The sequence below is a fragment of the Pseudomonas sp. LBUM1641 genome (assembly GCF_059716235.1).
On record NZ_CP166815.1, the window covers coordinates 6,002,152 to 6,028,722 of the forward strand.

A 26,571-nucleotide genomic window follows, 5' to 3' on the forward strand; every position below is an offset into this window, starting at 1 on the left:
TCAGTTCCCCTGCTTATCGTCAACGATGCGGTATTCGGCGCTGCGGGCGTGAGCAGTCAGCGACTCGCCACGGGCCAGCACGGAAGCGGTCTTGCCCAACTCCGACGCGCCCTGTGGCGAGCAGAAGATGATCGACGAACGCTTCTGGAAGTCATACACACCCAATGGCGAGGAGAACCGCGCGGTGCCTGAGGTCGGCAGCACGTGGTTGGGGCCTGCGCAGTAGTCACCCAGGGCTTCGCTGGTGTGGCGGCCCATGAAGATCGCGCCCGCGTGACGAATCAGCGGCAGCCAGGCTTGTGGGTCGGCGACGGACAACTCCAGGTGCTCCGGTGCGATGCGGTTGGCCACTTCGATGGCTTGGTCCATGTCGCGCACCTGGATCAGGGCGCCACGGCCATTGATCGACTTCTCGATGATCTCGGCGCGCTCCATGGTCGGCAGCAGTTTGGCGATGCTGGCGGCGACCTTGTCCAGGAATTCGGCGTCCGGGCTGACCAGGATCGCCTGAGCGTCTTCGTCGTGCTCGGCCTGGGAGAACAGGTCCATGGCGATCCAGTCCGGGTCGGTCTGGCCGTCACACACCACGAGGATTTCCGAAGGACCGGCGATCATGTCGATGCCGACCTGGCCAAACACATGGCGCTTGGCAGTGGCCACGTAGATGTTGCCCGGGCCAACCACTTTGTCGACCTTCGGCACGCTTTCGGTGCCATAGGCCAGCGCCGCCACCGCTTGAGCACCGCCGATGGTGAAGACACGATCAACGCCCGCGATGCAGGCCGCTGCCAGCACCAGTTCGTTGATTTCGCCGCGCGGCGTAGGCACTACCATGACCACTTCGGTCACGCCGGCCACCTTGGCCGGAATCGCGTTCATCAGGACCGAGGACGGGTACGACGCTTTACCGCCCGGCACGTACAGGCCGGCGCGGTCCAGCGGCGTGACCTTCTGGCCCAGCACGGTGCCGTCGGCCTCGGTGTAGCTCCAGGAATCCTGCTTCTGTTTCTCGTGGTAGCTGCGCACCCGCGCGGCCGCCACTTCCAGGGCTTCGCGCTGGGGCGCGGTAATGCGGGTCAAGGCCAGTTCCAGGCGTTCGCGGGGCAGGATCAGGTCGGCCATGGAGGCAACGTCCAGGCCATCGAACTGCCGGGTGAAATCCACCAGCGCCGCATCACCGCGCTCGCGCACGGCCTTGATGATGTCAAGCACCCGCTGATTGACCGAATCGTCGGACACGCTTTCCCAGCTCAGCAGATGATCCAGATGATGGGCGAAATCCGGGTCGGCAGCGTTGAGTCGGGCAATTGCAGTGGACGTGGTCATAGCGAGGGCCTCAATAGAATTGGCAAAAACTCAGGCGCCCTAAATTAGCAGTCGTTTCCGCTTGGGCACCTGAGAATTCTGGCTATGAGGCGGATAGACGGGCGCGGCTTAGGGCCGCGCGGGTGAGTCAACCGCGGTGTCGAGACTCCACTGCCTTGCGCAGGGTGTCGATCAACGCCTGGATACGGGCGTGCTGCATTTTCATCGAAGCTTTGTTGACGATCAGCCGGGAGCTGATGTCGGCGATAAAGTCCTGGGGTTCCAGGCCGTTGGCGCGCAGGGTGTTGCCGGTGTCGACCACGTCGATGATCTTGTCGGCCAGGCCGATCAGCGGTGCCAGCTCCATCGAGCCGTAAAGCTTGATGATGTCGACCTGGCGGCCTTGCTCGGCGTAGTAACGCTTGGCAACGTTGACGAACTTGGTCGCCACCCGCAGGCGGCCCTTAGGCTCGACATCACCGACACGGCCGGCGGTCATCAGCTTGCACAGAGCAATACGCAGGTCCAGCGGCTCGTACAGGCCCTGGCCGCCGTATTCCATCAACACGTCTTTACCCGCGACGCCGAGGTCGGCCGCGCCATGCTCAACGTAGGTTGGCACGTCGGTGGCACGCACGATCAGCAGGCGAACGTCGTCCTGGGTCGTGGGGATGATCAGCTTGCGGCTCTTGTCCGGATTCTCGGTCGGCACGATGCCCGCTTCAGCCAGAAGCGGCAAAGTGTCGTCAAGGATGCGGCCCTTGGACAGTGCGATGGTCAACATGGGAAACGTCAGTCCTTCATCAGGCTATTGCTGTCCGGTCGCAATCGGCGCCAGACACAGATCGAGGCCATTACAGCCTCGATTTGAAACAAATCAGTTAACAGCATACATCGTCCTGTGGCGAGGGAGCTTGCTCCCGCTGGGGCGCGAAGCGGCCCTGATCTTTGTTTAAAAAGACTGGGACTGCTGCGCAGTCCAGCGGGAGCAAGCTCCCTCGCCACGATGACCGTGTTTGCAGTTTCTGGAACTAGCCCGGTACGCGGCGGATTTTCGCGCCGAGCATCTGCAGCTTCTCTTCGATGCACTCGTAACCACGGTCTATGTGGTAGATGCGGTCGATCAGGGTGTCGCCGTCAGCGCACAGCGCCGAAATCACCAGGCTGGCGGAGGCACGCAGGTCGGTAGCCATCACTGGCGCGCCCTTGAGCTTCTCGATGCCGGTCACGATGGCAGTGTTGCCTTCGACCTGGATCTTGGCGCCCATGCGGTGCAACTCGTACACGTGCATGAAGCGGTTTTCGAAGATGGTCTCGATCACAGCGCCGGTGCCTTCAGCAATCGCGTTCAGGGAAATGAACTGCGCTTGCATGTCGGTCGGGAACGCCGGGTACGGAGCGGTACGCACGTTGACGGCTTTTGGCCGCTTGCCGTGCATGTTCAGCTCGATCCAGTCTTCGCCGGTGGTGATCTCGGCGCCGGCTTCCTTGAGTTTTTCCAGGACGGCTTCAAGAATGGTCGGATCGGTGTCCTTGACCTTGACGCGGCCACCGGTGACGGCAGCAGCCACCAGGTAGGTACCGGTCTCGATGCGGTCCGGCATCACTTTGTAGGTGGCCGAATGCAGGCGTTTCACACCGTCGATGGTGATGGTGTCGGTGCCGGCGCCGGTAATATTGGCACCCATGGCGATCAGGAAGTTCGCCAGGTCGACCACTTCCGGCTCGCGCGCGGCGTTTTGCAGAACGCTGCGGCCGTTGGCCAGGGCTGCGGCCATCATGATGTTCTCGGTACCGGTCACACTGACGGTATCAAAGAAGAAGTTCGCGCCACGCAGGCCGCCTTCCGGCGCCTTGGCCTTGATGTAGCCGCCTTCGACGTCGATGGTTGCACCCATGGCTTCGAGGCCACGGATGTGCAGGTCCACCGGACGCGAACCGATGGCGCAACCGCCAGGCAGTGCGACTTCAGCTTCGCCAAAACGGGCAACCATCGGGCCCAGCACCAGGATCGAGGCACGCATGGTTTTCACCAGTTCGTACGGCGCGATCAGGGTCTTGATGGTGCGCGGGTCGATTTCGACGCTGAGTTTCTCGTCGATCACCGGCTCGATGCCCATGCGACCGAACAGCTCGATCATGGTGGTGATGTCGTGCAGGTGCGGCAGGTTGGCCACGGTAACCGGGCCATCGCACAGCAAAGTCGCTGCCAGGATCGGCAGGGCGGAGTTCTTCGCCCCGGAAATACGGATCTCGCCATCAAGACGAGCACCGCCGGTAATAATCAATTTATCCATAAGAATCTCGACGCCTTGGGGGCTCAGGTGCGCTCGGCCCAGGCCGCGCGGCTGAAAAATTTCATAGTGACCGCATGGATGCTGCCATCGGTGATCCACGGGTTCAAATGGGCATAGATCTGCTGTTGACGCTTGACCGGGCTCAATGCCGCCAGTTCATCGCTAATCACGTTCAGCTGGAAGTTGCAGCCTTCGCCCTCAACTTCAACATTAGTTTGGGGCAGCTTTCCTTCAAGGAAGCTTTTAACTTCTAGGGCCTGCATGATCAACCTCTATGGGCGCCCAGTGCGCGCGGGTCGCACATCATACAAAAAAGCCCCGCGCCTGCGAACCCCGCATAGCAGGACTCTGACGGGGGGCTTCTTTAATAATGTGTATTAAGGATGCGCCAACAGCTCGGTCAGACCGGAAACCTCAGCGATTTCACGCATGTCTTCGGGCAATGCACGGATGCTCACCGGCTTTTTGACGGCCTGTGCATCACGCATGAAACACAGCAGCAACGACAAGCCGACGCTGCTGGACTTGACCACCGCCGAGCAATCCAGCACCAGCGCGGACGCAGTGCTGGCATTGATCAGCGCCTGGCCCTGCTTGCGCAGGGCTGGCCCGGTGCTGTAATCCAGCACGCCGCTGAGCAGCAGCTCACCGGACTCGCCAAGGCGAATGGCCGACTCGGTCATTGGGCAGGTTTCCCGGCAGCTTTGTCGGTTTCTTCCTTGGCCTTGGCCACTTCACCGGCCCAACCGTTGATGGTTTTGTCCAGGTCGTTGCCATTGCGCTGCATGGCGTCCGCGAACTGGTCACGGAACAGCTTGCCAATGTTGATACCGTTGATGACGACGTTACGCAGTTTCCACTCGCCATCGATCTTCGTCAGGGTGTAGGACACCGGATACACCGCGCCATTGGTGCCCTTCACGGTCATGCCGACTTCGGCACGGTCACCCGTTTCGGACTTCGGCGCATCAACCGTAATGCCCTGGTTGTTGTACTCGAGCAATGCGTTGCCATAGAACTGGAACAGGCCGCGCTTGAAGTTTTCCTGGAAGCGGGTCATCTGCTCAGGCGTCGCCTTGCGCGAGTACTTGACGGTCATGATGCTTTTGGAAATGCCTTCAGCATCCACCACTGGGCCGACAATCGTATTCAGCGCGTTATAAAACTGACTCGGGTCTTGCTTGTACTTTTCCTTGTTGGCACTCAGGTCGGCCAACATCTTGGTGGTCGTATCCTGCACCAGGTCATGCGCAGAACCGCCGGCAGCGGCGTTAGCCATCAACGGCAGTGCCGCGAGCAGTACCAACAGGCCACGTCGCAAAGTAGAGATCATGAACACATTCCTCATTTGGCGTCTTTATTGACGGTATTGAGCAGGAATTTACCGATCAAGTCCTCCAGCACCAACGACGACTGTGTGTCATGAATGGTCGAACCATCCTTGAGCAGAGCCGTTTCCCCGCCCACGCTGATGCCGATGTACTTCTCGCCCAGCAAACCAGCGGTGAGGATAGACGCGGTGGAGTCAGTCGGCAGGTTATCCACCTTCTTGTCCACTTGCATCGTCACCCGGCCGGTGAAGCTGTCGCGGTCCAGATCGATCGCCGTGACCTTGCCGATGGTTACACCCGCCATGGTCACTTTAGCTCTGACAGTCAAACCGGCGATATTGTCGAAGTAGGCGTAAAGTTTATAAGTATCGGCGGTGGGGCTGGCCGATAGGCCGCTGACTCGCAGGGCGAGCAACAGTAAAGCCAGGATGCCAGCCAGCAAGAAAAGGCCGACACCGATTTCCACAGTGCGGTTTTGCATCAGAAATCTCCAAACATCAAGGCGGTCAAAATGAAGTCAAGGCCCAGTACCGCCAGCGAGGCGTACACAACGGTCTTGGTGGTGGCGCGACTGATCCCTTCTGAGGTGGGCTCACAGTCATAGCCTTGGAATACGGCAATCCAGGTCACTACAAAGGCGAAAACGATGCTTTTAATGATGCCGTTTAGCACGTCGCCGCTGAAGGTCACGCTGTTTTGCATGTTGCCCCAGTAGGAACCGTCGTAGACGCCCAACCAGTCAACCGCCACCCATGAACCGCCCCAGATCCCGACCACGCTGAATACCATCGCCAGCAGTGGCAGGGAGATGAAGCCGGCCCACAGGCGCGGGGCAACAATGTACTTGAGTGGATCGACGCCGATCATTTCCAGGCTGGACAGCTGCTCGGTAGCCTTCATGTTGCCGATTTCGGCCGTCAGCGCAGAACCCGCACGCCCGGCAAACAGCAGCGCGGTCACCACCGGGCCCAACTCACGTAACAGCGTCAGCGCAACCATCTGCCCTACCGCCTGCTCGGAACCGTAGCTGGAAAGGATATTGAAGCCTTGCAGCGCCAGCACCATGCCGATGAATACCCCGGAGACCACAATGATCACCAGGGACATCACACCCACAGAGTGCAGTTGCTTGATCAGCAAGCCAAAACCGCCGCCAATACCGCCGCGGCCGAGCAACGCATGAAACAGGAAAATCGTCGAACGGCCCAGCACACCGATGATATCGATGCCGGAGCGTCCGAAAAGGCGAACCTTTTCGAGTAAAGATGTCTTGCGCATCAGCGCTTCCCCAGAAGATCTGAGCGGTAGTCCGCTGCCGGAAAGTGAAAAGGCACCGGGCCATCGGGATCGCCGGTCATGAATTGGCGAATGCGCGGGTTATCAGCGTTCATCAGCTCTTCAGGCGTGCCCTGCCCCAACACCTGGCCATCGCCTACTACATAAAGGTAGTCGGCAATGCTCGCGGTCTCGGCCAGGTCGTGGGAGACCACGATACTGGTGATACCCAACGCATCGTTGAGCAGGCGGATCAGGCGCACCAGGACGCCCATGGCAATCGGGTCCTGGCCAACGAAAGGTTCGTCGTACATAAGAATTTGCGGGTCGAGGGCGATGGCACGGGCCAGGGCGACACGACGCTTCATGCCACCAGACAACTCGTCGGGCATCAAATCGATGGCGCCGCGCAGCCCAACGGCCTGCAATTTCAGCAACACGATGTCACGAATCATTTCATCGGACAGCTGTGTATGCACCCGCAGCGGGAACGCTACGTTTTCGAAAACGTCGAGGTCGGTAAACAACGCACCACTCTGGAACAACACACCCATGTGCTTGCGCGCATCGAACAGGTCGCTGCGCGAGAGCGTTGGCAGATTCTGGCCATTGACCCAGACTTCACCGGCGGACGGGCGCAATTGCATGCCCATCAGGCGCAGCAGCGTCGTCTTGCCACAGCCGGACGGCCCCATGATGCCCGTGACTTTGCCGCGGGGAATGCGAATATCCACATTATTGAAGATGCTGCGCGTACCGCGCTTGAAGGAAAGACCCTTCAGCTCGACCGCGTAGGCGTTATCGGCACTCATCTAAACTCCTTGGGATGCAGCCTTTCACTCAGACACCTTGTTTTCGACAAATGCTTGCGCCGAATAGACAAAAAGGCTGCGCGGACCGAACTGGCGGCGAACTATATCACTGCTGGTACAGCGCCCCCAAGGCCGGAACAGAGCTTGTTCAGAAACAGGACAGCTAAAAAAACCTTGCTGAGGTTCAATCTCAACCACGGGTGTAATGAATAAAGCCTGACGAACTTGCGTGAGGGAATTGATCATTACCGCTATAATCGCCGACTTTTCGTCAGGCTATACGATTTCAGACATGAGCCAATCCAGCGACCTTATCCAATCCGCACAACGCACCATCCGCCTCGAGCTCGAAGCCGTAGAAGGCTTGCTGGCCCATATCGACGCGGATTTCGTACGCGCATGCGAGATGATTCTGGCCAGCAAAGGCCGCGTTGTCGTGGTCGGCATGGGCAAATCCGGGCATGTTGGCAACAAGATCGCCGCCACCCTGGCGAGCACCGGGACTACCGCTTTTTTCGTACACCCCGCCGAAGCCAGCCATGGCGACATGGGCATGATTACCCGGGACGACATCATCCTGGCACTGTCCAACTCCGGTACCACCAACGAAATCGTGACCCTGCTGCCGCTGATCAAGCGCCTGGGCATCCAGCTGATCAGCGTGACCGGCAACCCGGACTCGACGCTGGCAAAAGCCGCCGAAGTGAATTTGAACGTGCACGTTGCCCACGAGGCCTGCCCACTGAACCTGGCACCGACCTCCTCCACCACCGCGGCCCTGGTGATGGGCGACGCGCTGGCCGTGGCCTTGCTGGAAGCCCGCGGGTTTACCGCTGAAGACTTCGCATTTTCCCATCCAGGTGGCGCCCTGGGCCGTCGACTGCTGCTGAAAGTGGAAAACGTGATGCACGCCGGCGACGAGCTGCCACAAGTCGCGCGCGGCACCCTGCTTAAAGATGCCTTGATGGAAATGACCCTCAAGCGCCTGGGCATGACCGTGATTCTGGAGTCCGACGGGCGCCTGGCCGGGGTTTTCACCGACGGTGACCTGCGCCGCACCCTGGACCGCAACCTCGACATCCAGACGGCAACCATCGACGAAGTCATGACGCCCCACGGCAAGACCGCACGCCCTGACATGCTCGCGGCCGAAGCGCTGAAGATCATGGAAGACCATAAAATTCTGGCGCTGGTGGTGGTCGATAGCGACGACCGCCCGGTAGGCGCCCTGAACATGCACGATTTGCTGCGTGCAGGAGTGATGTAAATGACCACCGACCTGTTGCAACGGGGCAAGCACATCAAGCTGGCGATTTTCGACGTCGACGGAGTGCTGACGGATGGCCGCCTGTACTTCCTGGAAGACGGCAGCGAATTCAAGACGTTCAACACCCTCGACGGCCAGGGCATCAAGATGCTGATGGCGGCGGGCGTGCAAACCGGCATCATCAGCGGTCGCAAGACGCCAGTTGTGGAACGCCGCGCACAAAACCTGGGGATTCCTCACCTGTATCAGGGCCGCGAGGATAAACTGGTGGTTCTGGACGAGCTTCTTGGCCAACTCAACCTAAGCTATGAGCAGGTTGCGTACCTGGGTGACGATTTACCCGACCTGCCGGTGATTCGCCGGGTCGGCCTGGGCATGGCCGTGGCCAATGCCGCGGCGTTCGTTCGCGAACACGCCCATGGTGTAACCACCGCCCGTGGCGGCGAAGGCGCCGCCCGTGAGTTCTGCGAACTGATTCTGCGCGCCCAAGGCAGCCTTGAAGCGGCCCACGCCGCCTACCTATAGAGCGTTTTATGCTGAGTAAAAAGATTCGCAATTTCCTGATACTTGCAGTCATCGCCGCGGTTTTTCTCGCGGTCGGTTATTGGAATATCAGCCCGGAGCGCTTCCTCGACAAGCCTGTTGCCCAGGTTGACGAGAGCGCTATCGACTATTACGCCATCAACGCCCACAGCATTCAGTACCTGCCGGATGGCAAGGTTCAGTATGAAATGACCTCTGACAAGGTCGAACACTTGAAGGCATCCGAGGTCACCTTATTGACCAAGCCGGACATGAACCTGTATCGCGGTGCCGAATTTCCGTGGCACGTCACCAGCGAGCGTGGCGAAGTCAACCCTGACGGCACCCAAGTGGAATTGATTGACTCGGTTCGCGTAGCCCGTACCGACGCCAAGGACCGCCAGACCATTATTACCAGCAGTCGCATGACCGTATTCCCACAGAAGCAATATGCGCAGACCGAGCAAGACGTTAGAATTGACGGCGCTGGCGGTGTATCGACTGGCAAGGGAATGAAAGCGTATTTGAAAGAAAGCAGGATACACCTGCTATCGAACGTAAGAGGACAGTATGAGGCTCGTTAAAACCCTCCCTATTTTGCTCGGCCTGGGCGCAGCACTGGGAAGCGTGAGCGCCTGGGCTCTGCCGAACGATAGCCAGCAACCGATCCACATTCAGGCTGACGATGCGCAGCTGGATGACAAGCAAGGTATCGCGACCTACACCGGCAGCGTGATCATCACCCAAGGCTCGATGAAAGTGACGGGTAATACCGTGACACTGACTCGCACCCCCGCAGGCGATATCGACGTGGTCACTTCGGTCGGCAACCTGGCGTACTTTGAACAATTGCAGAAAGTCGGCGACCCTACACCGGTCAAAGGCTACGGCAAGACGATCCAGTACCACGCCCAGCAAAACCGTATCGTGCTGATCGACCAGGCCCGCGTGATCAATGACGGCAACACCACCGACGGCGAGAAAATCGTCTACGACACGGTGAAGCAGATTGCCCAGGCCGGTCGTGCCACCGGTTCGAAAATCAGCACGCCGAAGCCGCGTATCGACATGGTTATCCAGCCGAAGCAGAAACCGGGCGCAGCCCAGCCGGCGCCGAAACCTGACGCGAAGAAGGCGAATTAATGGCAACCCTGAAAGCCCAGCATCTGGCCAAGGCCTATAAAAGCCGTCAGGTCGTGCGCGATGTCAGCCTGTCGATCGACAGCGGGCAGATCGTCGGCTTGCTCGGCCCCAACGGTGCCGGCAAGACCACCTGCTTCTACATGATCGTCGGTCTGGTGCAGGCCGATCAAGGCCGCGTCCTGATCGACGACCTGGACGTGAGCCACCAGCCTATGCACGGTCGTGCGCAGGCGGGTATCGGCTATCTTCCCCAGGAAGCATCGATCTTCCGCAAGCTGTCGGTTTCCGACAACATCATGGCCATCCTCGAGACCCGCAAGGAACTCGACCGCGCCGGGCGCAAGAAAGAGCTGGAAAGCCTGCTGCAGGAATTCCACATCAACCACATTCGCGACAACCTCGGCATGAGCCTTTCCGGCGGCGAGCGTCGTCGTGTGGAAATCGCCCGCGCCCTGGCCACTGCGCCGAAGTTCATCCTGCTGGACGAACCCTTCGCCGGTGTCGACCCGATCTCGGTCGGTGACATCAAGCAGATCATCCATCACCTCAAGGCCAAGGGCATCGGTGTATTGATCACCGACCACAACGTCCGCGAGACCCTCGATATCTGCGAAACCGCCTATATCGTTAACGATGGACAGCTGATTGCCGAAGGTGACTCCGCCACTATCCTGGCCAACGAACTGGTCAAGGAAGTGTATCTGGGTCACGAGTTCCGCCTGTAAACACGGTGGTATCAGGCCATTCGCCATGGAGCGCGGTAGTCAATAAAAACATCAGTATTTTTATTGTTACCGCGCTCTAGGCAAAGCCCCCGATATCAGGCATATAATTTGCTTATGTTTGGCGCTCACGCGCCCTGTCGTGGATGGCGCATTGCGCCGGCGAATAAGGTGTTAAGCCCCTGCCATGAAACCATCGCTAGTCCTGAGAATGGGCCAGCAGCTGACGATGACACCGCAGCTGCAACAGGCCATCCGCCTGCTCCAATTGTCGACCCTGGACCTGCAACAGGAAATCCAGGAGGCCCTGGAGTCCAATCCGATGCTCGAACGCCAGGAAGAAGGCGACGACTTCGATAATGCAGACCCGCTGGCCGACAACATCGAGCAAAAGCCCAACCCCGACGTACAGGAACCCTCCTATCAGGAAACCGCCCCTACGGTGGATAACCTTGAGGAAGGCGAATGGAACGAACGCATTCCCAACGAGCTTCCCGTGGACACCGCCTGGGAAGACGTCTACCAGACCAGCGCCAGCAGCCTGCCGAGCAACGATGATGACGAGTGGGATTTCACCACCCGCACGTCCGCCGGCGAGAGCCTGCAGAGCCATTTGCTCTGGCAACTGAACCTGGCCCCGATGTCCGACACCGATCGCCTGATCGCCGTGACCCTGATCGATTGCATCAACAATCAGGGCTACCTGGACGAGACCCTTGAGGAGATCCTCGAGGCCTTCGACCCGGAACTGGACATCGAACTGGACGAAATCGAAGCCGTCCTGCACCGCATCCAGCAGTTCGAGCCCGCCGGCATCGGCGCCCGCACCCTCAGCGAGTGCCTGTTGCTGCAACTGCGCCAATTGCCGGCCAAGACTCCATGGCTGGCCGAAGCGCAGCGCCTGGTCACCGACTACATCGACTTGCTGGGCAGCCGCGACTATAGCCAGCTGATGCGCCGCATGAAGCTCAAGGAAGATGACCTGCGCCAGATCATCGAGCTGGTGCAGAGCCTCAATCCGCGCCCGGGCTCGCAGATCGAGTCCAGCGAAGCCGAATACGTCGTGCCCGACGTGATCGTGCGCAAGGACAACGAACGCTGGTTGGTGGAGCTGAACCAGGAATCGGTGCCGCGCCTGCGGGTCAACCCGCAATATGCAGGGTTTGTACGCCGCGCCGACACCAGCGCCGACAACACCTTCATGCGCAACCAATTGCAGGAAGCCCGCTGGTTCATCAAAAGCCTGCAAAGCCGCAACGAAACCCTGATGAAAGTCGCCACCCAGATCGTCGAGCACCAGCGCGGCTTCCTGGAATACGGCGATGAAGCGATGAAGCCGCTGGTACTGCACGACATCGCCGAGGCGGTGGGCATGCACGAATCAACGATTTCCCGGGTGACCACGCAGAAATTCATGCATACCCCACGGGGTATATATGAGCTGAAATACTTTTTCTCCAGCCACGTCAGCACCTCCGAAGGCGGCGAATGCTCGTCCACGGCGATCCGCGCGATCATCAAAAAACTGGTTGCCGCGGAAAATCAGAAAAAGCCGTTGAGTGACAGCAAGATCGCTGGTTTACTGGAGGCACAAGGCATTCAGGTCGCCCGTCGAACCGTCGCCAAGTACCGCGAGTCCCTTGGGATCGCGCCTTCCAGCGAGCGTAAACGTTTGATGTGACGGGCGGGCCATAGCGTTCCAGTGGCGGGTACTCCTACCCGTCGCTTTATGCACTGGCAACGAAGGAGAAGCTGTATGCAAGTCAACATCAGTGGACACCATGTAGAAGTCACCCCTCCATTGCGCGAATACGTCGAGCTGAAGCTGAGGAAGCTTGAGGGCCATTTCGACAAGATCACCAACGTGCAGGTCATCATGAAGGTCGACAAGCTTCAGCAGAAAATTGAAGCGACACTTCAGATACCTGGTGGCGAAGTGGTCGCCAATGCCGAACATGAAGACATGTATGCATCAATCGACTTGCTCACAGACAAGCTTGACCGCCAACTTAAAAAGCATAAGGAAAAGCAGCAGAGCCTTCTTCAAGGCACTGGCCGCTAACACTCCCCACCCATGATCCGACTTGAAACCATCCTGACCCCCGGCCGTTCCCTCGTGAACGTGCCGGGCGGCAGTAAAAAGCGCGCCCTCGAACAAATTGCCAACCTGATCGGCCGCGAAGTGCCCGAAATGGATACGCAAGCTGTGTACGAGGCCCTGATTGCCCGTGAAAAGCTCGGCTCGACCGGCTTTGGCAACGGCATCGCTATTCCTCACTGCCGCCTGCAAGGCTGTGAGTCACCAGTCAGCGCCCTGCTGCACCTGGACGCCCCTATCGATTTCGACGCCATCGACGGCGCCCCGGTTGACCTGCTGTTTGTACTGCTGGTCCCGCAAGCCGCCACCGATGCGCACCTGGAACTGCTTCGGCAGATCGCCAGCATGCTCGACCGCAAAGAAGTACGCGACAAACTGCGCAGTGCCCCCAGCAATGAGGCGCTCTATCAGGTTGTCCTGGATGAACAAAACGGGCAGTAATCATGCGTTTGATCATCGTCAGCGGCCGTTCCGGCTCAGGTAAAAGCACGGCTCTCAATGTTCTTGAGGACAACGGCTTCTATTGCATCGACAACCTGCCCGCTGGCCTGCTGCCGGAACTGGCGGAACGCGCACTGATTCACACTGAGCTGGCGCAACCGCTGGTCGCCGTATCGATCGACGCCCGCAACCTGCCCAGCCACCTCACCCGCTTTCCGGAACTGCTCGAAGAAGTGCGGGCCAAGCACATTCATTGTGATGTGCTGTACCTGGACGCCGATGAAGAAACGCTGCTCAAGCGCTTCTCCGAAACCCGTCGACGCCACCCGCTGAGCAGCCCGCATCGTTCGCTGGCCGAAGCCATCGAGGACGAGACCAAGCTGCTGGGGCCGATCATTGACCTGGCCGACCTCAAGATCAACACCACCAGCCTGAACCTGTATCAACTGCGGGATGCGATCAAGCTGCGACTGCTGAATCAGCCGGAGCCGGGCACCGCTTTCCTGGTGGAGTCGTTTGGCTTCAAGCGCGGCATGCCGGTGGATGCCGACCTGGTGTTTGATGTGCGCTGCCTGCCCAACCCGTACTGGAAGCCGGAACTGCGCGATCAGTCCGGGCTGGACCAACCGGTGGCCGATTACCTGGCGGCGCAACCGGATGTGGAAGAAATGTTCCAGGACATCTCCAGCTACCTGCTCAAGTGGCTGCCGCGTTTTGCGGCGAGCAACCGGGCTTATGTCACCATCGCCATTGGCTGCACCGGCGGCCACCACCGTTCCGTCTACCTGACCGAACGCCTGGGCCAGGTGCTGCAACAAACCCTCAAGAACGTCCAGGTTCGCCACCGCGACCTCAGCTGAAAGGAACACCTCCGCGATGCCCGCTCTGGAAATTGAAATCATCAACAAGCTGGGCCTGCACGCCCGGGCCTCGGCCAAGTTCGTCGGCGTCGCCGGGCAGTTCCCTTGCCAGATTCGCGCGGGACGCACCCCCGAATCCATGGTCGACGGCAAAAGCATCATGGCCATGATGATGCTGGCTGCAGGCAAGGGCACGAAGATTCATCTGAAGACCGAAGGCGAGCAAGAGCAGGAAGCGATGGATGCGCTGGTGAAGTTGATCAATAACTACTTCGACGAAGGCGAGTAATCCCGCCTTCATGTGACCGAGTGAAGCCGGATGCGGCTTCACCCCAATGCTGTATCCATCACCATCATCAAACAGAACCCGATACACAGCCCCAAGCTGGCGAGTTTGTCATGGCCATTGCGCCGCGACTCGGGAATGACTTCGTGAGTCACCACCAGCAGCATCGCCCCTGCCGCCAGTGCCAGCCCCAACGGCAACAGCACCTCCGCCAGGCTTACCAGCCAGGCACACAGCACCGCAAACACCGGCTCTACCAAGCCTGACGCCGCGCCGATCAGGAACGCCTTGACCCGCGACATACCCGCGCCGGCCAACACCAACGCAATCACCAGGCCTTCCGGCACATCCTGCAAGGCAATGCCCATGGCCAAGCTGTCAGCGTCAGGCATACCACCGCCCGCCGAGACCCCCACCGCCATGCCTTCGGGAATGTTGTGGGCAATGATGGCGAACACAAAGAGCCAGATGCGCGGTGGTATCACCGGATGCTCCGGGCTCCCCACCAGCATTTCCGGGCTGGCGCCGGAGACCTTGCGATCCACCAGATACAACCCGAAGGCGCCCAGCATGATGCCGAAACTGATCAAGCCGCTGGCGGCCCAAGGCGTCAGCCCCAGGCTTTCTGCCGCCGCGATACCCGGTACGATCAGCGAAAACGCGGTCGCCGCCAGCATCACCCCGGCACCGAAACCGAGTAGCGTGTCATTCACCGCCAATGGCATCCGGCGAATCACCAGTACCGGCACGGCGCCCAAGGCAGTGCCAAGCGCGCAAATGGCGCCACCCTCCAAGGCTCGCAGGATGCGGGGTTCCAGGTCCAGCCAGGCCAGCCCTTGGGCCACCAGCAATGCAGTTCCTGCCAATAGCAGCAGCGAGCCAAACGCATAGCGAAACATTCGCACGCTGCTGATCGCCAGTGTTTCAGTGCCCATAGTCGGCCTTAGATCTTGTTATAGAGGAGTTTCAGCCCAGCGCAGCCTGGTAGCGTCCGGCAACTTCAGGCCAATTGATAACGCTGTAGAAAGCATTGATGTATTCCGGACGGCGGTTTTGATACAGCAGGTAATAAGCGTGCTCCCAAACATCCAGGCCGAGGATCGGCGTATTGCCGTTCATCAGCGGGCTGTCCTGGTTGCCGCTGCTTTCCACCACCAGGGTCTTTTGCGGGGTAACGCTCAACCACGCCCAGCCACTGCCGAAACGGGTCAAGGCCGCTTTGGTGAAGGCGTCTTTGAACGCATCGAAACCACCCAACTGTTCGTCGATGGCTTTGCCCAGCGCACCGTCCGGTTTGCCACCGCCCTTGGGCGACATGACAGCCCAGAACAACGAATGGTTGGCGTGACCACCACCTTGGTTGATTACCGCTGCCCGGAGTTTTTCCGGCAACTGCTGGACGCTGGATACCAGTTTCTCCACCGGCCAACCGGCAAACTCGGTGCCTTCGACAGCCGCGTTGAGGTTGTTGATGTAGGTCTGGTGGTGCTTGGTGTAGTGAATCTCCATGGTTTGCGCGTCGATATGCGGTTCAAGGGCATCGTAGGCGTAAGGCAGGGCCGGCAAAGTGTAGGACATATCAATGAGCTCCATAAAAAGGGCTGTTGCGGGTCGACGCATCCGATGGCGCCACGTTGCTGCCCAGCAGCCGGTGGGTACGCGGGTACTCACCGTGATCGCTGATGAAATTCAGCAGCTCGACGTAGGTCTTGCTGCTCTGGCGCAGGGCCGCTTCCCGCAATTGCGGGTTCAGGCGAGTGTCCTGCATCGTCTGCAACAAGCGCTGGTGAATGGCGCAGAGGTATTCCGCGCTTTCTTCCGGCTGGTTCAGGCGCAGGTGCAGGTCTGCCAGGTTGTGATGAGAAATGACGCAAGCCGCCACCGCTTCGTCGGCATCCGCCCAGCGCTCAAACAACACTTGAGCCAGGGCCAGGGCTTGCAGATAGGCCTCGCGGGCATCTACCAGCTCGCCCGCCATAAAGCAGCGATTGGCCCGTTCGATCGTGCGTTTCCAGTGCTCCATGGTGAGCCTCCAAAGCAGGGTCGGTGATTACACGCCGCCGGCCGTGAGCTTTTCCGGATCCAGCAGGATTTCCAGTTGGCTGTGGGGCAAGTCGGTGTGTTCGAGCGCCACATCAATCACCGGGCGGCCTTGTTGATAGGCCTTCTTGGCGATTTCGGCGGCCTTTTGGTAACCGATAATCGGGTTGAGTGCGGTCACCAGGATCGGGTTGCGCGACAGCGCTTCCTTGAGCTTGGCTTCGTTGACCTTGAAGCTGGCGATGGCCTTGTCGGCCAGCAGGCGGCTGGAGTTGGCCAGCAATTCCAGGCTGCTGAGCAGGTTCTGGGCGATGATTGGCAGCATCACGTTGAGTTCGAAGTTGCCGGACTGGCCAGCGATGGTGATCACCGTGTCATTGCCGATGACTTGTGCGGCAACCATGGCAGTGGCTTCCGGGATCACCGGGTTGACCTTGCCCGGCATGATCGAGGAGCCCGGTTGCAGTCCTTCCAGCTCGATTTCACCGAGGCCGGCCAATGGGCCGGAGTTCATCCAGCGCAGGTCGTTGGCGATTTTCATCAAGGACACGGCGGTGGTCTTGAGCTGCCCGGAGACCGCGACGGCGGTGTCTTGGGAGCCGATCAATGCAAACAGGTTCTTGCCTGGCGTGAACTGGACCTGGGTCAAACTGCTCAGTTGCTGGCTGAAGCGCGCCGCAAACTCCGGATGCGCATTGATCCCGGTGCCGACGGCAGTGCCGCCCTGGGCCAGCGCCTGCAAACTTGGCAGCAGGTCTTGCAGATGGCCAATATTGGCCTTGAGCTGTTGGGCCCAGCCATTGAGCACCTGGCTCATGCGCACCGGCATGGCGTCCATCAGGTGAGTGCGCCCGGTCTTGACGAAGCGGTGCACCTCTTCGGCCTTGTGCTCGATCACCTGCACCAGGTGCAGCAGTGCCGGCAGGGTTTGCTCATGCAGCACCAGCGCTGCGCTGACGTGAATGGTGGTCGGGATGATGTCGTTGCTGCTCTGGCCGCAGTTGACGTGATCGTTGGGGTTGACCGGCTCCCCCAGCAAGCGGCTGGCGAGGGTCGCAATCACTTCGTTGGCGTTCATGTTGGAACTGGTGCCAGAGCCGGTCTGGAAAATATCCACCGGGAAGTGCTGCATGAAGTCACCTTCCAGCAAGCCTTGGGCAGCATCGACGATGGCCTTGCCTTGGGCTTCGCTCAGTTGTTTCAGCTCAACGTTAGCCTTGGCCGCCGCAGCCTTGGCCAGGATCAGCGCACGAATGAACTGCGCCGGCATGCGCTGTTGGCTGATGGGAAAGTTGTTCACCGCACGCTGGGTTTGCGCGCCATACAAGGCCTCGGCGGGCACTTGCAGTTCGCCCATGCTGTCACGTTCGATACGGGTGTCACTCATCGGAAGATCCTTGCACCAGGTCAGAAACAGAAATGGACGGCAGCAATTCGCAGGTCGCCAATTGCCAGGCAAAGCTCTGCCAGCGCTTGAGGCGGCAGGCACAGTGGGAAAGTTTTTCCAGGTCGCGCAACGGGCGCCAGGCCTGGTCCAGGCACATGGACCGCCAGTGCCAGGGCAAGGCGATATCGGAGGCGGTGTCGAGCAGCAGGCGGAATGAGGTTTCGCCGATAGTCCACGGGTGGGTCGCGGTGCAACAGGCGAGGTACCGGCCTTCGGCCAGGTAATGTTCGATCAGGCGGGGCTCGTCGGGATCAAGGCCGCAGCGAATCTGACGACTCATCCAACGCCAGCTTTCCAGGTAGGGATCCTCATGCAGGACAGAACTCATGATCCACACTCACTCGGTAATGATATTTATTATTAAATGATATTGAGAATCAAAACAAGAGCCTGAGCAAATCCCTCGGAGTTCCAGGCACAAAAAAAGGCGCGCCATCCAGTGGATGGCGCGCCTTTTTTACAGCGTCTTTCGGCGGGTTAGCTGCCGGCAACGGTCATCTTCTCGATCAACACCGAACCGGTGCGGATGTTGCTGCGCAGTTCCAGGTCATTACCCACCGCGATAATCTGCTTGAACATGTCGCGCATATTGCCGGCGATGGTCACTTCCTGCACCGCGAACTGAATCTCGCCGTTTTCTACCCAGAAACCCGCCGCGCCACGAGAGTAGTCGCCGGTAACCATGTTCAAGCCATGGCCCATCAACTCGGTGACCAGCAAGCCACGACCCATGCGCCGCAGCAGCGCCGCCTGGTCTTCATCGCCATGGGTGATGAACAGGTTGTGCACGCCGCCGGAGTTGGCGGTGCTTGGCAGGCCGAGCTTGCGACCGGCGTAAGTACCCAGCACGTAGGACACCAACTCACCGTTCTCGACGAACGGCTTGGCATAGGTCGCCAGGCCATCACCGTCAAACGACGAGCTGCCCATGGCGCGCATCAGGTGCGGGCGCTCATCGATGGTCAGCCATTCCGGGAACAGCTTCTGGCCAATCGCACCCTCGAGGAACGACGACTTGCGGTACAGGTTGCCGCCGGAAATCGCCCCCAGGAAACTGCCGAACAAACCGCCGGCCAGTTCCGCCGAGAACAACACCGGCACTTCACAGGTCGGCACCGGGCGTGCGCCGAGGCGGCTGGCAGCACGTTGCGCGGCACGCTGGCCGATACTCACCGGGTCCGCGAGCAAATCACCCTGGCGGTTCACGTCGTACCAGTAATCACGCTGCATCTGGCCGTTGGCTTCGGCGATCATCACGCAGCTCAGGCTGTGACGCGTCGAGGCATAACCGCCGATGAAGCCGTGGCTGTTGCCATACACGCGGCAACCCTGATGGGTGCTCAAGGTAGTGCCATCGGCATTTTTGATGCGGCTGTCGGCATCAAATGCCGCCGCTTCACAGGTCAGCGCCTGTTCAATGGCCTGCTCCGGAGTGATGTCCCAGGCATGAAACAGGTCAAAATCCTTCAAGTCCCGAGCCATCAGGGCTGCATCAGCCAGGCCCGAGCTTTCATCTTCAGACGTGTGCTTGGCAATCGCCAGTGCTGCAGCGACGGTTTCGCGGATAGCTTCCGGGCCACTGGCGGAGGTGCTGGCCGAGCCTTTGCGCTGGCCCACGTACAAGGTGATGCCAAACCCTTGGTCGCGGTTGAACTCAACAGTCTCTACTTCCCGCTGGCGTACCGATGTCGACAACCCCTGCTCCAGGGACACCGCCACTTCACAGGCACTGGCCCCCTGGCGCTTGGCCTCGGCAATGATCTGCTCGACTTGTTCCTGCAGTGCCGGTAACGCTTGCGGACCGACGCTTTGGGTTGCACTCATGGTTTTCTCCACTCAAATTCTGCTTTCGGTTAAGGCCTTCTAGCGACCGGGCCGGACAAGCGGCCCCCGACTGGTTATCATGGCGGCGTTTCTTTGCGGACTGCCACCATGGTTGATTCTTACGACGACTCCCTCGATGGGGAGAAAAGCAAATCTCAGGTCAAACGCGAGCTGCATGCTCTGGTTGACCTCGGCGAGCGCCTTACAACACTCAAGCCTGACTTGTGTGCAAAACTGCCATTGACCGACGCCCTGCGCCGGGCTCTGAACGATGCGCCCAAGCACACCGCGAATATCGCGCGTAAACGGCACCTCATGTTTATCGGCAAACTGATGCGCGACCAGGACACTGACGCCATTCTGACTTTGCTCGATCAACTCGATGCCTCCACTCGCCAGTACAACGAGCGTTTCCATAACCTGGAACGCTGGCGTGATCGCTTGATCGCCGGCGATGACGCGGTACTGGAGAAGTTCGTCATCGAGTACCCGGATGCCGATCGCCAACAATTGCGCTCCCTGATCCGTCAGGCCCAGCACGAACTGGCGCAAAGCAAGCCACCGGCCTCCAGCCGAAAAATCTTCAAATACATCCGTGAGCTGGACGATAGTCAGCGCGGCCTGCGCTGACCCTCTTCCCCGGGTGGCGACCTTCGCCACCCGAAGCTCCCGTTCTTACGACCCCGTGCCACCCACGGTGATCGCATCAATTTTCAAGGTTGGCTGGCCGACACCCACCGGCACCGACTGGCCATCTTTCCCGCACGTCCCCACACCGCTGTCCAGCGACAGGTCGTTACCGACCATCGACACCTTGCTCATGGCTTCAGGGCCGTTGCCAATCAACGTTGCCCCTTTGACCGGCGCGGTAATCTTGCCGTCTTCGATCAAGTACGCCTCGCTGGTGGAAAACACGAACTTGCCGCTGGTGATGTCCACCTGCCCACCACCAAGGTTGGCGCAATAGATACCGCGTTTCACCGAGGCGATGATCTCGGCCGGGTCGCTTTCGCCACCGAGCATGTACGTATTGGTCATGCGCGGCATTGGCAGGTGCGCGTAGGACTCGCGACGACCGTTACCTGTGCGGGCCACGCCCATCAGGCGGGCGTTGAGCTTGTCTTGCATGTAGCCCTTGAGCACACCGTTTTCGATGAGTGTGGTGCACTCGGTCGGGGTGCCTTCGTCATCGACGCTCAACGAACCACGACGCCCGGCCAGGGTGCCGTCATCGACGATGGTGCAGAGCTTGGACGCAACCATCTCGCCCATGCGCCCGCTGTAGGCGGAACTGCCCTTGCGGTTGAAGTCACCTTCCAGGCCGTGGCCCACGGCTTCATGCAGCAGCACGCCGGACCAGCCGGACCCCAGCACCACCGGCAACGTACCGGCCGGCGCGGGGATCGCTTCCAGGTTAACCAGCGCCTGGCGCAGCGCTTCACGGGCATAACCCATAGCGCGGTCTTCGGTGAGGAAATAACGGTAGTCGGTACGCCCGCCGCCGCCATGGCCACCGCGCTCGCGGCGGCCGTTCTGTTCAACGATCACGCTGACATTGAAACGCACCAGCGGCCGCACATCCGCCGCCAGGCCGCCATCGGTTGAGGCCACGAGAATGCGTTCCCACACGCCGGCCATGCTTACGGTGACTTGCTGGATACGCGGGTCCAGGGCGCGGGTCGCGGCGTCCACACGCTTGAGCAGCTCGACCTTTTCGGCGCGGCTGATCACTTCCAATGGGTTATCCGGCGCATACAACTGGGCCACGTCCTGGGTGCTGAACGCCTGCACCGTACCGTTTTGGCCGGCGCGGGAGATCGAACGCGCCGCGCGAGCCGCCAGGCCCAGGGCTTCAAGGGTGATGGCATTGCTGTAGGCAAAGCCGGTTTTTTCACCGGACTGCGCACGCACGCCCACACCTTGGTCGAGGTTGAAACTGCCTTCCTTGACGATCCCGTCTTCCAGGGCCCAGGACTCGGAAATCTGCCCCTGGAAATACAGGTCGGCAGCGTCGATGCCTGGCCCGGCCAGATCACCGAGGACCGTTTGCAAGCTTTCAATGGTCACGCCACCGGGCGCCAGGAGATGTTCACTGACTGAGGACAACAACTCGCTCATAGGTTTGGCCTTAAATTCATCGTTCTGAAGCAGGTCGCTGCGCGCCCTGCGAGAAAAAGCGCCGGTGGCCCGCCACCGGCATGCGCGTCCGTATCGACGCCTGTTCACTGCTATCGCGCTCGGCCAACAACACCGCTTCGCCTTGATCCTGTTGTGCCAGCACGCGCCCCCATGGGTCGATGATCGCTGCATGCCCGAAGGTTTCCCGGGGCCCCGGATGCACGCCACCCTGGGCGGCCGCCAGCAGGTAGCACTGGGTCTCAATGGCCCGGGCACGGATCAGCACGTCCCAGTGCGCAGCCCCCGTTACCGCCGTAAAGGCCGAGGGCGCGGTGATCAGTTCGGCACCCGCAGCGCGCAATTCGCTGTACAGCTCCGGGAATCGCAAGTCGTAACACACTGTCAGCCCCAGACGGCCGACCGGCGTATCGGCCACCACCACCTGGCTACCATGAGCATAGTCATCGGATTCACGATAACGACCCCGGGCATCGGCCACGTCGACATCAAACAGGTGCAGCTTGTCGTAACGGGCAACGATTTCGCCCTGATCATCGATCAGCAACGAGCAGGCATTGGACTTGGCGTTGGGTTGGTCCTTTGGAGGCAACGGCAAAGTGCCGGCCACTACCCATAAGGTGAGGTCGCGGGCGGTCTGTTTCAACCATGGCAGGATAGGACCTTCGCCCAAGGCCTCGGCGCGACCGATATCGGCCACATCGCGCCGGCCCATGGCGGCGAAGTTTTCCGGGAGTACCGCAAGCCTTGCACCACCCTCCGCCGCTTGCTCCAGCAGGCGCCGGGCCTGGGCCAGGTTGGCCAGCACATCGCTTTGGCTGACCATTTGGATTACCGCAAAGGACATGGGCCTACACTCCAGAAAAGGCATGAGGCCATGCTACTCCACGGGTACTCAGTTTGGCTTTTCAAATGGCTTGTCGAAGCTGATTTTCGGGTCCTTCCACGGACCTTCTACCTTGTACTGCACGCTGGCGAAACGCGAAACGCGGTCACCGATCAGCTTGTCGATCAGGAACAGCGCACCACCAATGGCGGGCGCACCGACGATCAGCGCGGCAATCGGCAGGTTGTTGGTGACCGGCAGCGTCACCAACAGCTTGGCATCGACACGATCAGCCACCAGGTCCAGGGTGCCGTTGAGCTCCAGGTTGCTCGACGGGCCGGTCATGGTGATCGGCTCACGGGTCACAAACACGCCATTACTGGCCGCCAGCAAGCCCTTGACCCGGTCATAACTCAAGCCTTTGCCGAGCAAGTCCGAGAAGTCCAGGCGCAGCCTGCGACCGATGGAGTTGAAGTTCAGCAAACCAAACACCCGCAGCGCCTGGGCGCCGCCATCCACTTCGACGAATTGGCCTTTGCGAAAGCTTGCATCCAGGCTGCCGGAGAAGCGTTTTGGTCCGACCCAGGCCGGTGAGCCTGGCCAGCGGCCGTCCACGTCCACATGAAACTCTTCACTGGTCACACTCGGTGCAAACCCCCAACCCTTGAGCACGTCCCCAATGTTCTTGCCGTCCAGGCGGCCCTTGTACCAACTGTTGCTGGCCCCGGGAGCGCCCTCCCAACCACCGGCGCCCTGGAGCAACATGCCCTTGAGGCCCAGATTGAGGCTGTTGAATGCCATACCTTTGGCCGTCGGCCGCACTTTCAACGACCAGGCACCCACCAGGTCCGGCCCCTGGAACAACTGGTTGATCGCGATATCCAGTGCCGGAATATCCTTGGGATCAACATCAGCCAACGGGTCCGGCGCATTTTCGTCCGCCTGCACCGTCGGATCCACCGCAGGCAATTTCACGTACTGCAAGTTGATCGCAATCGGCGCGCCCCTCGCGTCCGGCAACCCCACGGTACCCTTGGCCTGCTGGCTGTCGAACTGCAAGCCCCAGGCGGCGGGTTTACGATCCAGCTGTAGGTTGACCTGATCAAACTGGGTGCCGAAGCCGGTCAGCTTGCCGACCTTGAAGTCGGCCCCGCTCAACAGTTGCTTGGCACTGCCACCCGGATCGTTGCCGGCGTAGCGGTCCACGAGTTTTTTCCAAGGATCGATATCCAGCTCCGACAACACACCGCGGATACGCAGGCCCTTGCCCGCCGGTAACACAGCAGCGCCATCCCCCAGGAATAGCTCGCCACGGCCATCGGCAAAACTGTCAGCCGGGGCGGCGAAGGTGAAGCTGCCCAGCTCGCCATAATCGAACCAGTAACGGCGCTCCTTACCCTGCAAGGTCATGCGGAACACACTGTCACGGCCCTGGCTTGCCGGCATGCCGAACGGCGCCGGCAGGTCCACGGCCACGCCCTTGAGGTTGGAGCTGACCATCAACTGGCTGTCGGCGCCGTCGAGGTTAAGCTGCAACTGGTAGGGGATATCGCCGGACACCGGCAACGGCTGGCTGACCTTCAGCCAGTCAGTCAGGCGCTTGACGGTCACCTGCCCTTTGGCAGTGACACGGGTGTTGAGATCGCCTTGCTTGCCATCGGCAAAAATCTGCGCGGTGATGGGACGATCAAAGGCCTGGGCGCTGATGTTCTGGCCACTCAGCCCCTTGGCGCTGTCGAAGCGGAAGTCACCCTTGAGCTGGCTCAGGTCCAATGTCGGCTCAGCCAGTTGCAGGCGCGCCTTGTCAGTCTTGAAGTCCACCACAATCTTGGGGTCGGTGCCCTTGGCCAGGGGAACATCCAGGTCCAGCTTGCCTTGCAGATCGCCCTCGCCTTTCCAGCCGGCAAAGGTCGAAGCGGTACCGATCGGCGCTTCCTGAAGGATTTTCAGGCCATCGCCCAGGCCGCCGGCAAAGTTGCCGGTGAGCAGCAGGTGACTGTCCTTGCCTTCCGGCGCATGGGGAATGTTGACGTAGATGTCGTTGACCTTGGTATCGAGCAACTGGCCCTTGCTGGCCAGGATGCGCACGCCGCTTTCCTCGACAAACACTTCACCCTTGACCTTGCTGACGTGCGGCCAGCCCGGCTGGAACGCAAGTTCGGCATCATGCACCTTGAAGAACAGGCTGATATTGCGAGAGGCGGGCAGCGCATCGTGATTCAGCGAGCCTTGGTACTGGAAGAAGCCCTCGTCCACCGCGCCCTTGAGGATCGCGGTGCGCAGCCACTCATCGAGTGCCGGGCTCAATACGGCCGGGAGGTATTTGGGGGTAAAGCGGCCATCGCCATCGACCATCCCAACCCGCAGGTCCATATAGTCTTCCTGGCTATGGTCGAAATGCAGGCGAATCAGGAAATCGGCTGCGACCTTGCCCTCCTCCCCCAGCACCTTGATGTATGGCGCGATCAGGGTGAAGCCTTCTTTATCCAGCTTCCACGTCAGGCGCGCATTGGCCTGGATGTATTGCCAGGGCTTGGCGAAAATCGGAAACAGGTGCAAGGAGAAGTCCTTGCTGTCCATACGCAACTCGCCCTTGCCCAGGTCACCGCTGATGCTGCCGCTGACATTGCGCGCGGCCGGTGCGCCGAAGTAGGCATCAAAGCCGATACGGTCGAGGTTGGCCGCAAAGCTCACGCGCTGGTCGGTGGTGTCTTGAGGACGGTAATCCAGCAGCACGTTACGCAGCGTGCCGGTGGCCTTCAAATGATCCAGGGTGGTGGCCACGGCTTCCGGCAAGGGAGCCAAGGCGTGCAGCAATGGCGTGATCGGCGTCAGGTCGAGGCGATCGGCCTGCAGGTTCCAGACTTCCTGGGCCTTGTCGGTCGCCAGGGTTTGCTGCAGTTGCAGGCGCGATTCCCAGCGGGTGTCGCCGAGGCTCATCGCCAGCGAGTCAAACAGCACCTTGAGGCCGCTGTCACTGCGTTGCAGGTACGCGGTGAGGGCCAGGTTCTCGATGTGCGTCGGCTTACGATCGGCATAGCTGCCCGTGAGTTGCGGGGCGTTGAGGCGCACGGCAGCACTTTGCACGGTGCCCTTGGCCCAGGTCAGCCAGAATTCGCCGCCGGCCTTGAATTCGGTGAGTTTCCATTGCTGGAGCAGTTTCGCCGGGATCCATTTTGCCCAGTCACTCTGGGGCAAGCTCAGGTAGGCCTGGGCTTCGCCGTCTTTCCACTGGCTGGCGCGGATTCGGGTCTGCAGGTTCAGCGCCAGGGGCTGGCCGTCGGGCAGGGTCAAGCGCGCATCCAGACGCTGGCGGTTGGCGCCGGTCTGCAGGCTCACGCCGACATAGGTCAAGGTCAGTGGCGCCTGGTCGAATGGCTGCAGCGTCACCTGGCTGTCGAGCAATGAAACCTGCCCGACCATTTGCATGCGCGTCAGCAGTTGTTCGGGATCAAGCGGCTGGTCGTCCTGCACCGGCAGACCTTGCAGCGCCCAATGGCCGTCCTTGTCTTCCTTCACGCTGACTTGCAGGCCGCTGACTTCCAGGTGGGCAATGCGCACTTCGCGCGCGAGCAGGCTGGCCCAGATATCCGGCACCACTTGTACCTGGTCCAGGCGCAGGGCGCTGGCGCCCTCGCCGACCATCACGTCGTGAGCCATCAATACCGGGGCAAAGCCGCTCCAGCGCCCTTCCAGGCTGCCGATGCTCAGGGGCATATCCAGCGCCGTGCGAGCCTTGGCTTCGATTTCGCCACGGTATTCCGCCACCAGCGGCGTCAATTCACGGCCAAGGCTCACGTACACCGCTGCCAATACCAGCAGCAAGGCGCACAGGCCGAGGCCCCAGCGGGTCAATGCGGCAAAAAAGCGTATCAGACGCTCCATGTCAGGCGACCCTCAAAGGCAATAGTCGGACGGCAGATCAAGGTCTGCCCGTCT

Annotated in this window: 30 protein-coding genes; 11 read left to right on the forward strand and 19 right to left on the reverse strand. The window is 60.3% G+C overall.

Annotation, left to right across the window (positions count from 1 at the left end; all coding sequences use genetic code 11):
• The 10 genes from hisD to ACA046_RS27650 form a co-directional block, all read right to left on the reverse strand.
• A complete protein-coding gene (hisD, locus tag ACA046_RS27605; RefSeq protein WP_076014422.1) occupies positions 1-1,326 on the reverse strand; it encodes a histidinol dehydrogenase in 1,326 nt (441 codons plus the stop codon).
• A 127-nt stretch (positions 1,327-1,453) separates the two neighbouring features.
• Positions 1,454-2,089, reverse strand: coding sequence for an ATP phosphoribosyltransferase (gene hisG, locus ACA046_RS27610; protein WP_003188599.1), 636 nt, complete (start codon positions 2,087-2,089; stop codon positions 1,454-1,456).
• A 247-nt stretch (positions 2,090-2,336) separates the two neighbouring features.
• Complete coding sequence (gene murA / locus ACA046_RS27615) at positions 2,337-3,602, reverse strand: UDP-N-acetylglucosamine 1-carboxyvinyltransferase (protein ID WP_003216140.1); 1,266 nt, start codon at positions 3,600-3,602, stop codon at positions 2,337-2,339.
• Positions 3,603-3,625: 23 nt separating this feature from the next.
• The gene (locus ACA046_RS27620; RefSeq protein ID WP_010170570.1) at positions 3,626-3,865 is read right to left on the reverse strand and encodes a BolA family protein; all 240 of its coding nucleotides are present in this window, start codon (positions 3,863-3,865) and stop codon (positions 3,626-3,628) included.
• Positions 3,866-3,979: 114 nt separating this feature from the next.
• The gene (locus ACA046_RS27625; protein WP_010170571.1) at positions 3,980-4,285 is read right to left on the reverse strand and encodes an STAS domain-containing protein; all 306 of its coding nucleotides are present in this window, start codon (positions 4,283-4,285) and stop codon (positions 3,980-3,982) included.
• The gene (locus ACA046_RS27630; RefSeq protein WP_497675349.1) at positions 4,282-4,935 is read right to left on the reverse strand and encodes an MlaC/ttg2D family ABC transporter substrate-binding protein; all 654 of its coding nucleotides are present in this window, start codon (positions 4,933-4,935) and stop codon (positions 4,282-4,284) included. Before ACA046_RS27630 ends, ACA046_RS27625 begins: the two co-directional genes overlap by 4 nt.
• 11 nt (positions 4,936-4,946) lie before the next feature.
• Positions 4,947-5,414, reverse strand: coding sequence for an outer membrane lipid asymmetry maintenance protein MlaD (gene mlaD, locus ACA046_RS27635; protein WP_010170575.1), 468 nt, complete (start codon positions 5,412-5,414; stop codon positions 4,947-4,949).
• Positions 5,414-6,211, reverse strand: a complete 798-nt coding sequence (gene mlaE, locus ACA046_RS27640; protein ID WP_003216131.1) for a lipid asymmetry maintenance ABC transporter permease subunit MlaE — start codon at positions 6,209-6,211, stop codon at positions 5,414-5,416. The genes mlaD and mlaE overlap by 1 nt, the downstream gene beginning before the upstream one ends.
• Entirely contained in the window at positions 6,211-7,020 is an 810-nt protein-coding gene (locus tag ACA046_RS27645; protein ID WP_003216128.1) for an ATP-binding cassette domain-containing protein, read from the reverse strand. Before ACA046_RS27645 ends, mlaE begins: the two co-directional genes overlap by 1 nt.
• 24 nt (positions 7,021-7,044) lie before the next feature.
• Positions 7,045-7,266 carry a hypothetical protein gene (locus ACA046_RS27650; RefSeq protein ID WP_445573949.1) on the reverse strand — a complete coding sequence of 74 codons (222 nt, stop codon included), beginning with the start codon at positions 7,264-7,266 and terminating at the stop codon, positions 7,045-7,047.
• A gap of 46 nt (positions 7,267-7,312) precedes the next feature.
• Here ACA046_RS27650 and ACA046_RS27655 point away from each other — a divergent pair, with 46 nt between their 5' ends.
• From ACA046_RS27655 to ACA046_RS27700, 10 genes are all read left to right on the forward strand, one after another.
• Positions 7,313-8,287, forward strand: coding sequence for a KpsF/GutQ family sugar-phosphate isomerase (locus tag ACA046_RS27655; protein WP_076014424.1), 975 nt, complete (start codon positions 7,313-7,315; stop codon positions 8,285-8,287).
• Positions 8,288-8,812: a KdsC family phosphatase gene (locus ACA046_RS27660; protein WP_087692862.1), complete on the forward strand. Its 525-nt coding sequence runs from the start codon at positions 8,288-8,290 to the stop codon at positions 8,810-8,812.
• Between the two features lie 8 nt (positions 8,813-8,820).
• Positions 8,821-9,393, forward strand: coding sequence for an LPS export ABC transporter periplasmic protein LptC (gene lptC, locus ACA046_RS27665; protein ID WP_497675350.1), 573 nt, complete (start codon positions 8,821-8,823; stop codon positions 9,391-9,393).
• Positions 9,380-9,952, forward strand: a complete 573-nt coding sequence (lptA, locus tag ACA046_RS27670; protein WP_023659193.1) for a lipopolysaccharide transport periplasmic protein LptA — start codon at positions 9,380-9,382, stop codon at positions 9,950-9,952. The genes lptC and lptA overlap by 14 nt, the downstream gene beginning before the upstream one ends.
• Positions 9,952-10,677 (forward strand): LPS export ABC transporter ATP-binding protein, encoded by a 726-nt coding sequence (gene lptB, locus ACA046_RS27675; protein ID WP_003216119.1) that lies wholly within the window; start codon positions 9,952-9,954, stop codon positions 10,675-10,677. The genes lptA and lptB overlap by 1 nt, the downstream gene beginning before the upstream one ends.
• 184 nt (positions 10,678-10,861) lie before the next feature.
• Positions 10,862-12,355: an RNA polymerase factor sigma-54 gene (locus ACA046_RS27680; RefSeq protein ID WP_026078000.1), complete on the forward strand. Its 1,494-nt coding sequence runs from the start codon at positions 10,862-10,864 to the stop codon at positions 12,353-12,355.
• Positions 12,356-12,430: 75 nt separating this feature from the next.
• Positions 12,431-12,736 carry a ribosome hibernation-promoting factor, HPF/YfiA family gene (hpf, locus tag ACA046_RS27685; RefSeq protein WP_017477729.1) on the forward strand — a complete coding sequence of 102 codons (306 nt, stop codon included), beginning with the start codon at positions 12,431-12,433 and terminating at the stop codon, positions 12,734-12,736.
• A 12-nt stretch (positions 12,737-12,748) separates the two neighbouring features.
• Complete coding sequence (gene ptsN, locus ACA046_RS27690) at positions 12,749-13,213, forward strand: PTS IIA-like nitrogen regulatory protein PtsN (RefSeq protein WP_017477730.1); 465 nt, start codon at positions 12,749-12,751, stop codon at positions 13,211-13,213.
• A 2-nt stretch (positions 13,214-13,215) separates the two neighbouring features.
• Positions 13,216-14,073: an RNase adapter RapZ gene (gene rapZ, locus ACA046_RS27695; protein ID WP_027604814.1), complete on the forward strand. Its 858-nt coding sequence runs from the start codon at positions 13,216-13,218 to the stop codon at positions 14,071-14,073.
• Between the two features lie 16 nt (positions 14,074-14,089).
• Positions 14,090-14,362, forward strand: a complete 273-nt coding sequence (locus tag ACA046_RS27700; protein WP_017138240.1) for an HPr family phosphocarrier protein — start codon at positions 14,090-14,092, stop codon at positions 14,360-14,362.
• Positions 14,363-14,400: 38 nt separating this feature from the next.
• Here ACA046_RS27700 and ACA046_RS27705 read toward each other — a convergent pair whose 3' ends face one another.
• The 6 genes from ACA046_RS27705 to pmbA form a co-directional block, all read right to left on the reverse strand.
• Entirely contained in the window at positions 14,401-15,294 is an 894-nt protein-coding gene (locus ACA046_RS27705; RefSeq protein ID WP_459023778.1) for a ZIP family metal transporter, read from the reverse strand.
• A 31-nt stretch (positions 15,295-15,325) separates the two neighbouring features.
• Positions 15,326-15,937 carry a superoxide dismutase gene (locus ACA046_RS27710; protein ID WP_459023780.1) on the reverse strand — a complete coding sequence of 204 codons (612 nt, stop codon included), beginning with the start codon at positions 15,935-15,937 and terminating at the stop codon, positions 15,326-15,328.
• A gap of 1 nt (position 15,938) precedes the next feature.
• Positions 15,939-16,382 (reverse strand): DUF2753 family protein, encoded by a 444-nt coding sequence (locus ACA046_RS27715; RefSeq protein ID WP_063027153.1) that lies wholly within the window; start codon positions 16,380-16,382, stop codon positions 15,939-15,941.
• A gap of 27 nt (positions 16,383-16,409) precedes the next feature.
• Complete coding sequence (locus tag ACA046_RS27720) at positions 16,410-17,786, reverse strand: class II fumarate hydratase (RefSeq protein WP_497675351.1); 1,377 nt, start codon at positions 17,784-17,786, stop codon at positions 16,410-16,412.
• Positions 17,779-18,174, reverse strand: a complete 396-nt coding sequence (locus ACA046_RS27725; RefSeq protein ID WP_318303553.1) for a FagA protein — start codon at positions 18,172-18,174, stop codon at positions 17,779-17,781. Before ACA046_RS27725 ends, ACA046_RS27720 begins: the two co-directional genes overlap by 8 nt.
• 149 nt (positions 18,175-18,323) lie before the next feature.
• A complete protein-coding gene (gene pmbA, locus ACA046_RS27730; protein WP_459023784.1) occupies positions 18,324-19,670 on the reverse strand; it encodes a metalloprotease PmbA in 1,347 nt (448 codons plus the stop codon).
• Positions 19,671-19,778: 108 nt separating this feature from the next.
• Here pmbA and yjgA point away from each other — a divergent pair, with 108 nt between their 5' ends.
• Positions 19,779-20,300, forward strand: coding sequence for a ribosome biogenesis factor YjgA (yjgA, locus tag ACA046_RS27735; protein ID WP_003216092.1), 522 nt, complete (start codon positions 19,779-19,781; stop codon positions 20,298-20,300).
• Positions 20,301-20,345: 45 nt separating this feature from the next.
• Here the strand turns inward: yjgA and tldD are convergent, their stop codons facing one another.
• Genes tldD through ACA046_RS27750 form a run of 3 tightly spaced genes read right to left on the reverse strand, consistent with a single transcriptional unit; the run spans position 20,346 to position 26,517 of the window.
• Positions 20,346-21,788: a metalloprotease TldD gene (tldD, locus tag ACA046_RS27740; RefSeq protein WP_010170608.1), complete on the reverse strand. Its 1,443-nt coding sequence runs from the start codon at positions 21,786-21,788 to the stop codon at positions 20,346-20,348.
• 16 nt (positions 21,789-21,804) lie between these two features.
• Positions 21,805-22,653 (reverse strand): carbon-nitrogen hydrolase family protein, encoded by an 849-nt coding sequence (locus tag ACA046_RS27745; protein ID WP_497675352.1) that lies wholly within the window; start codon positions 22,651-22,653, stop codon positions 21,805-21,807.
• A 48-nt stretch (positions 22,654-22,701) separates the two neighbouring features.
• Positions 22,702-26,517 (reverse strand): YhdP family protein, encoded by a 3,816-nt coding sequence (locus ACA046_RS27750; RefSeq protein WP_497675353.1) that lies wholly within the window; start codon positions 26,515-26,517, stop codon positions 22,702-22,704.
• Positions 26,518-26,571 lie beyond the last annotated feature (54 nt).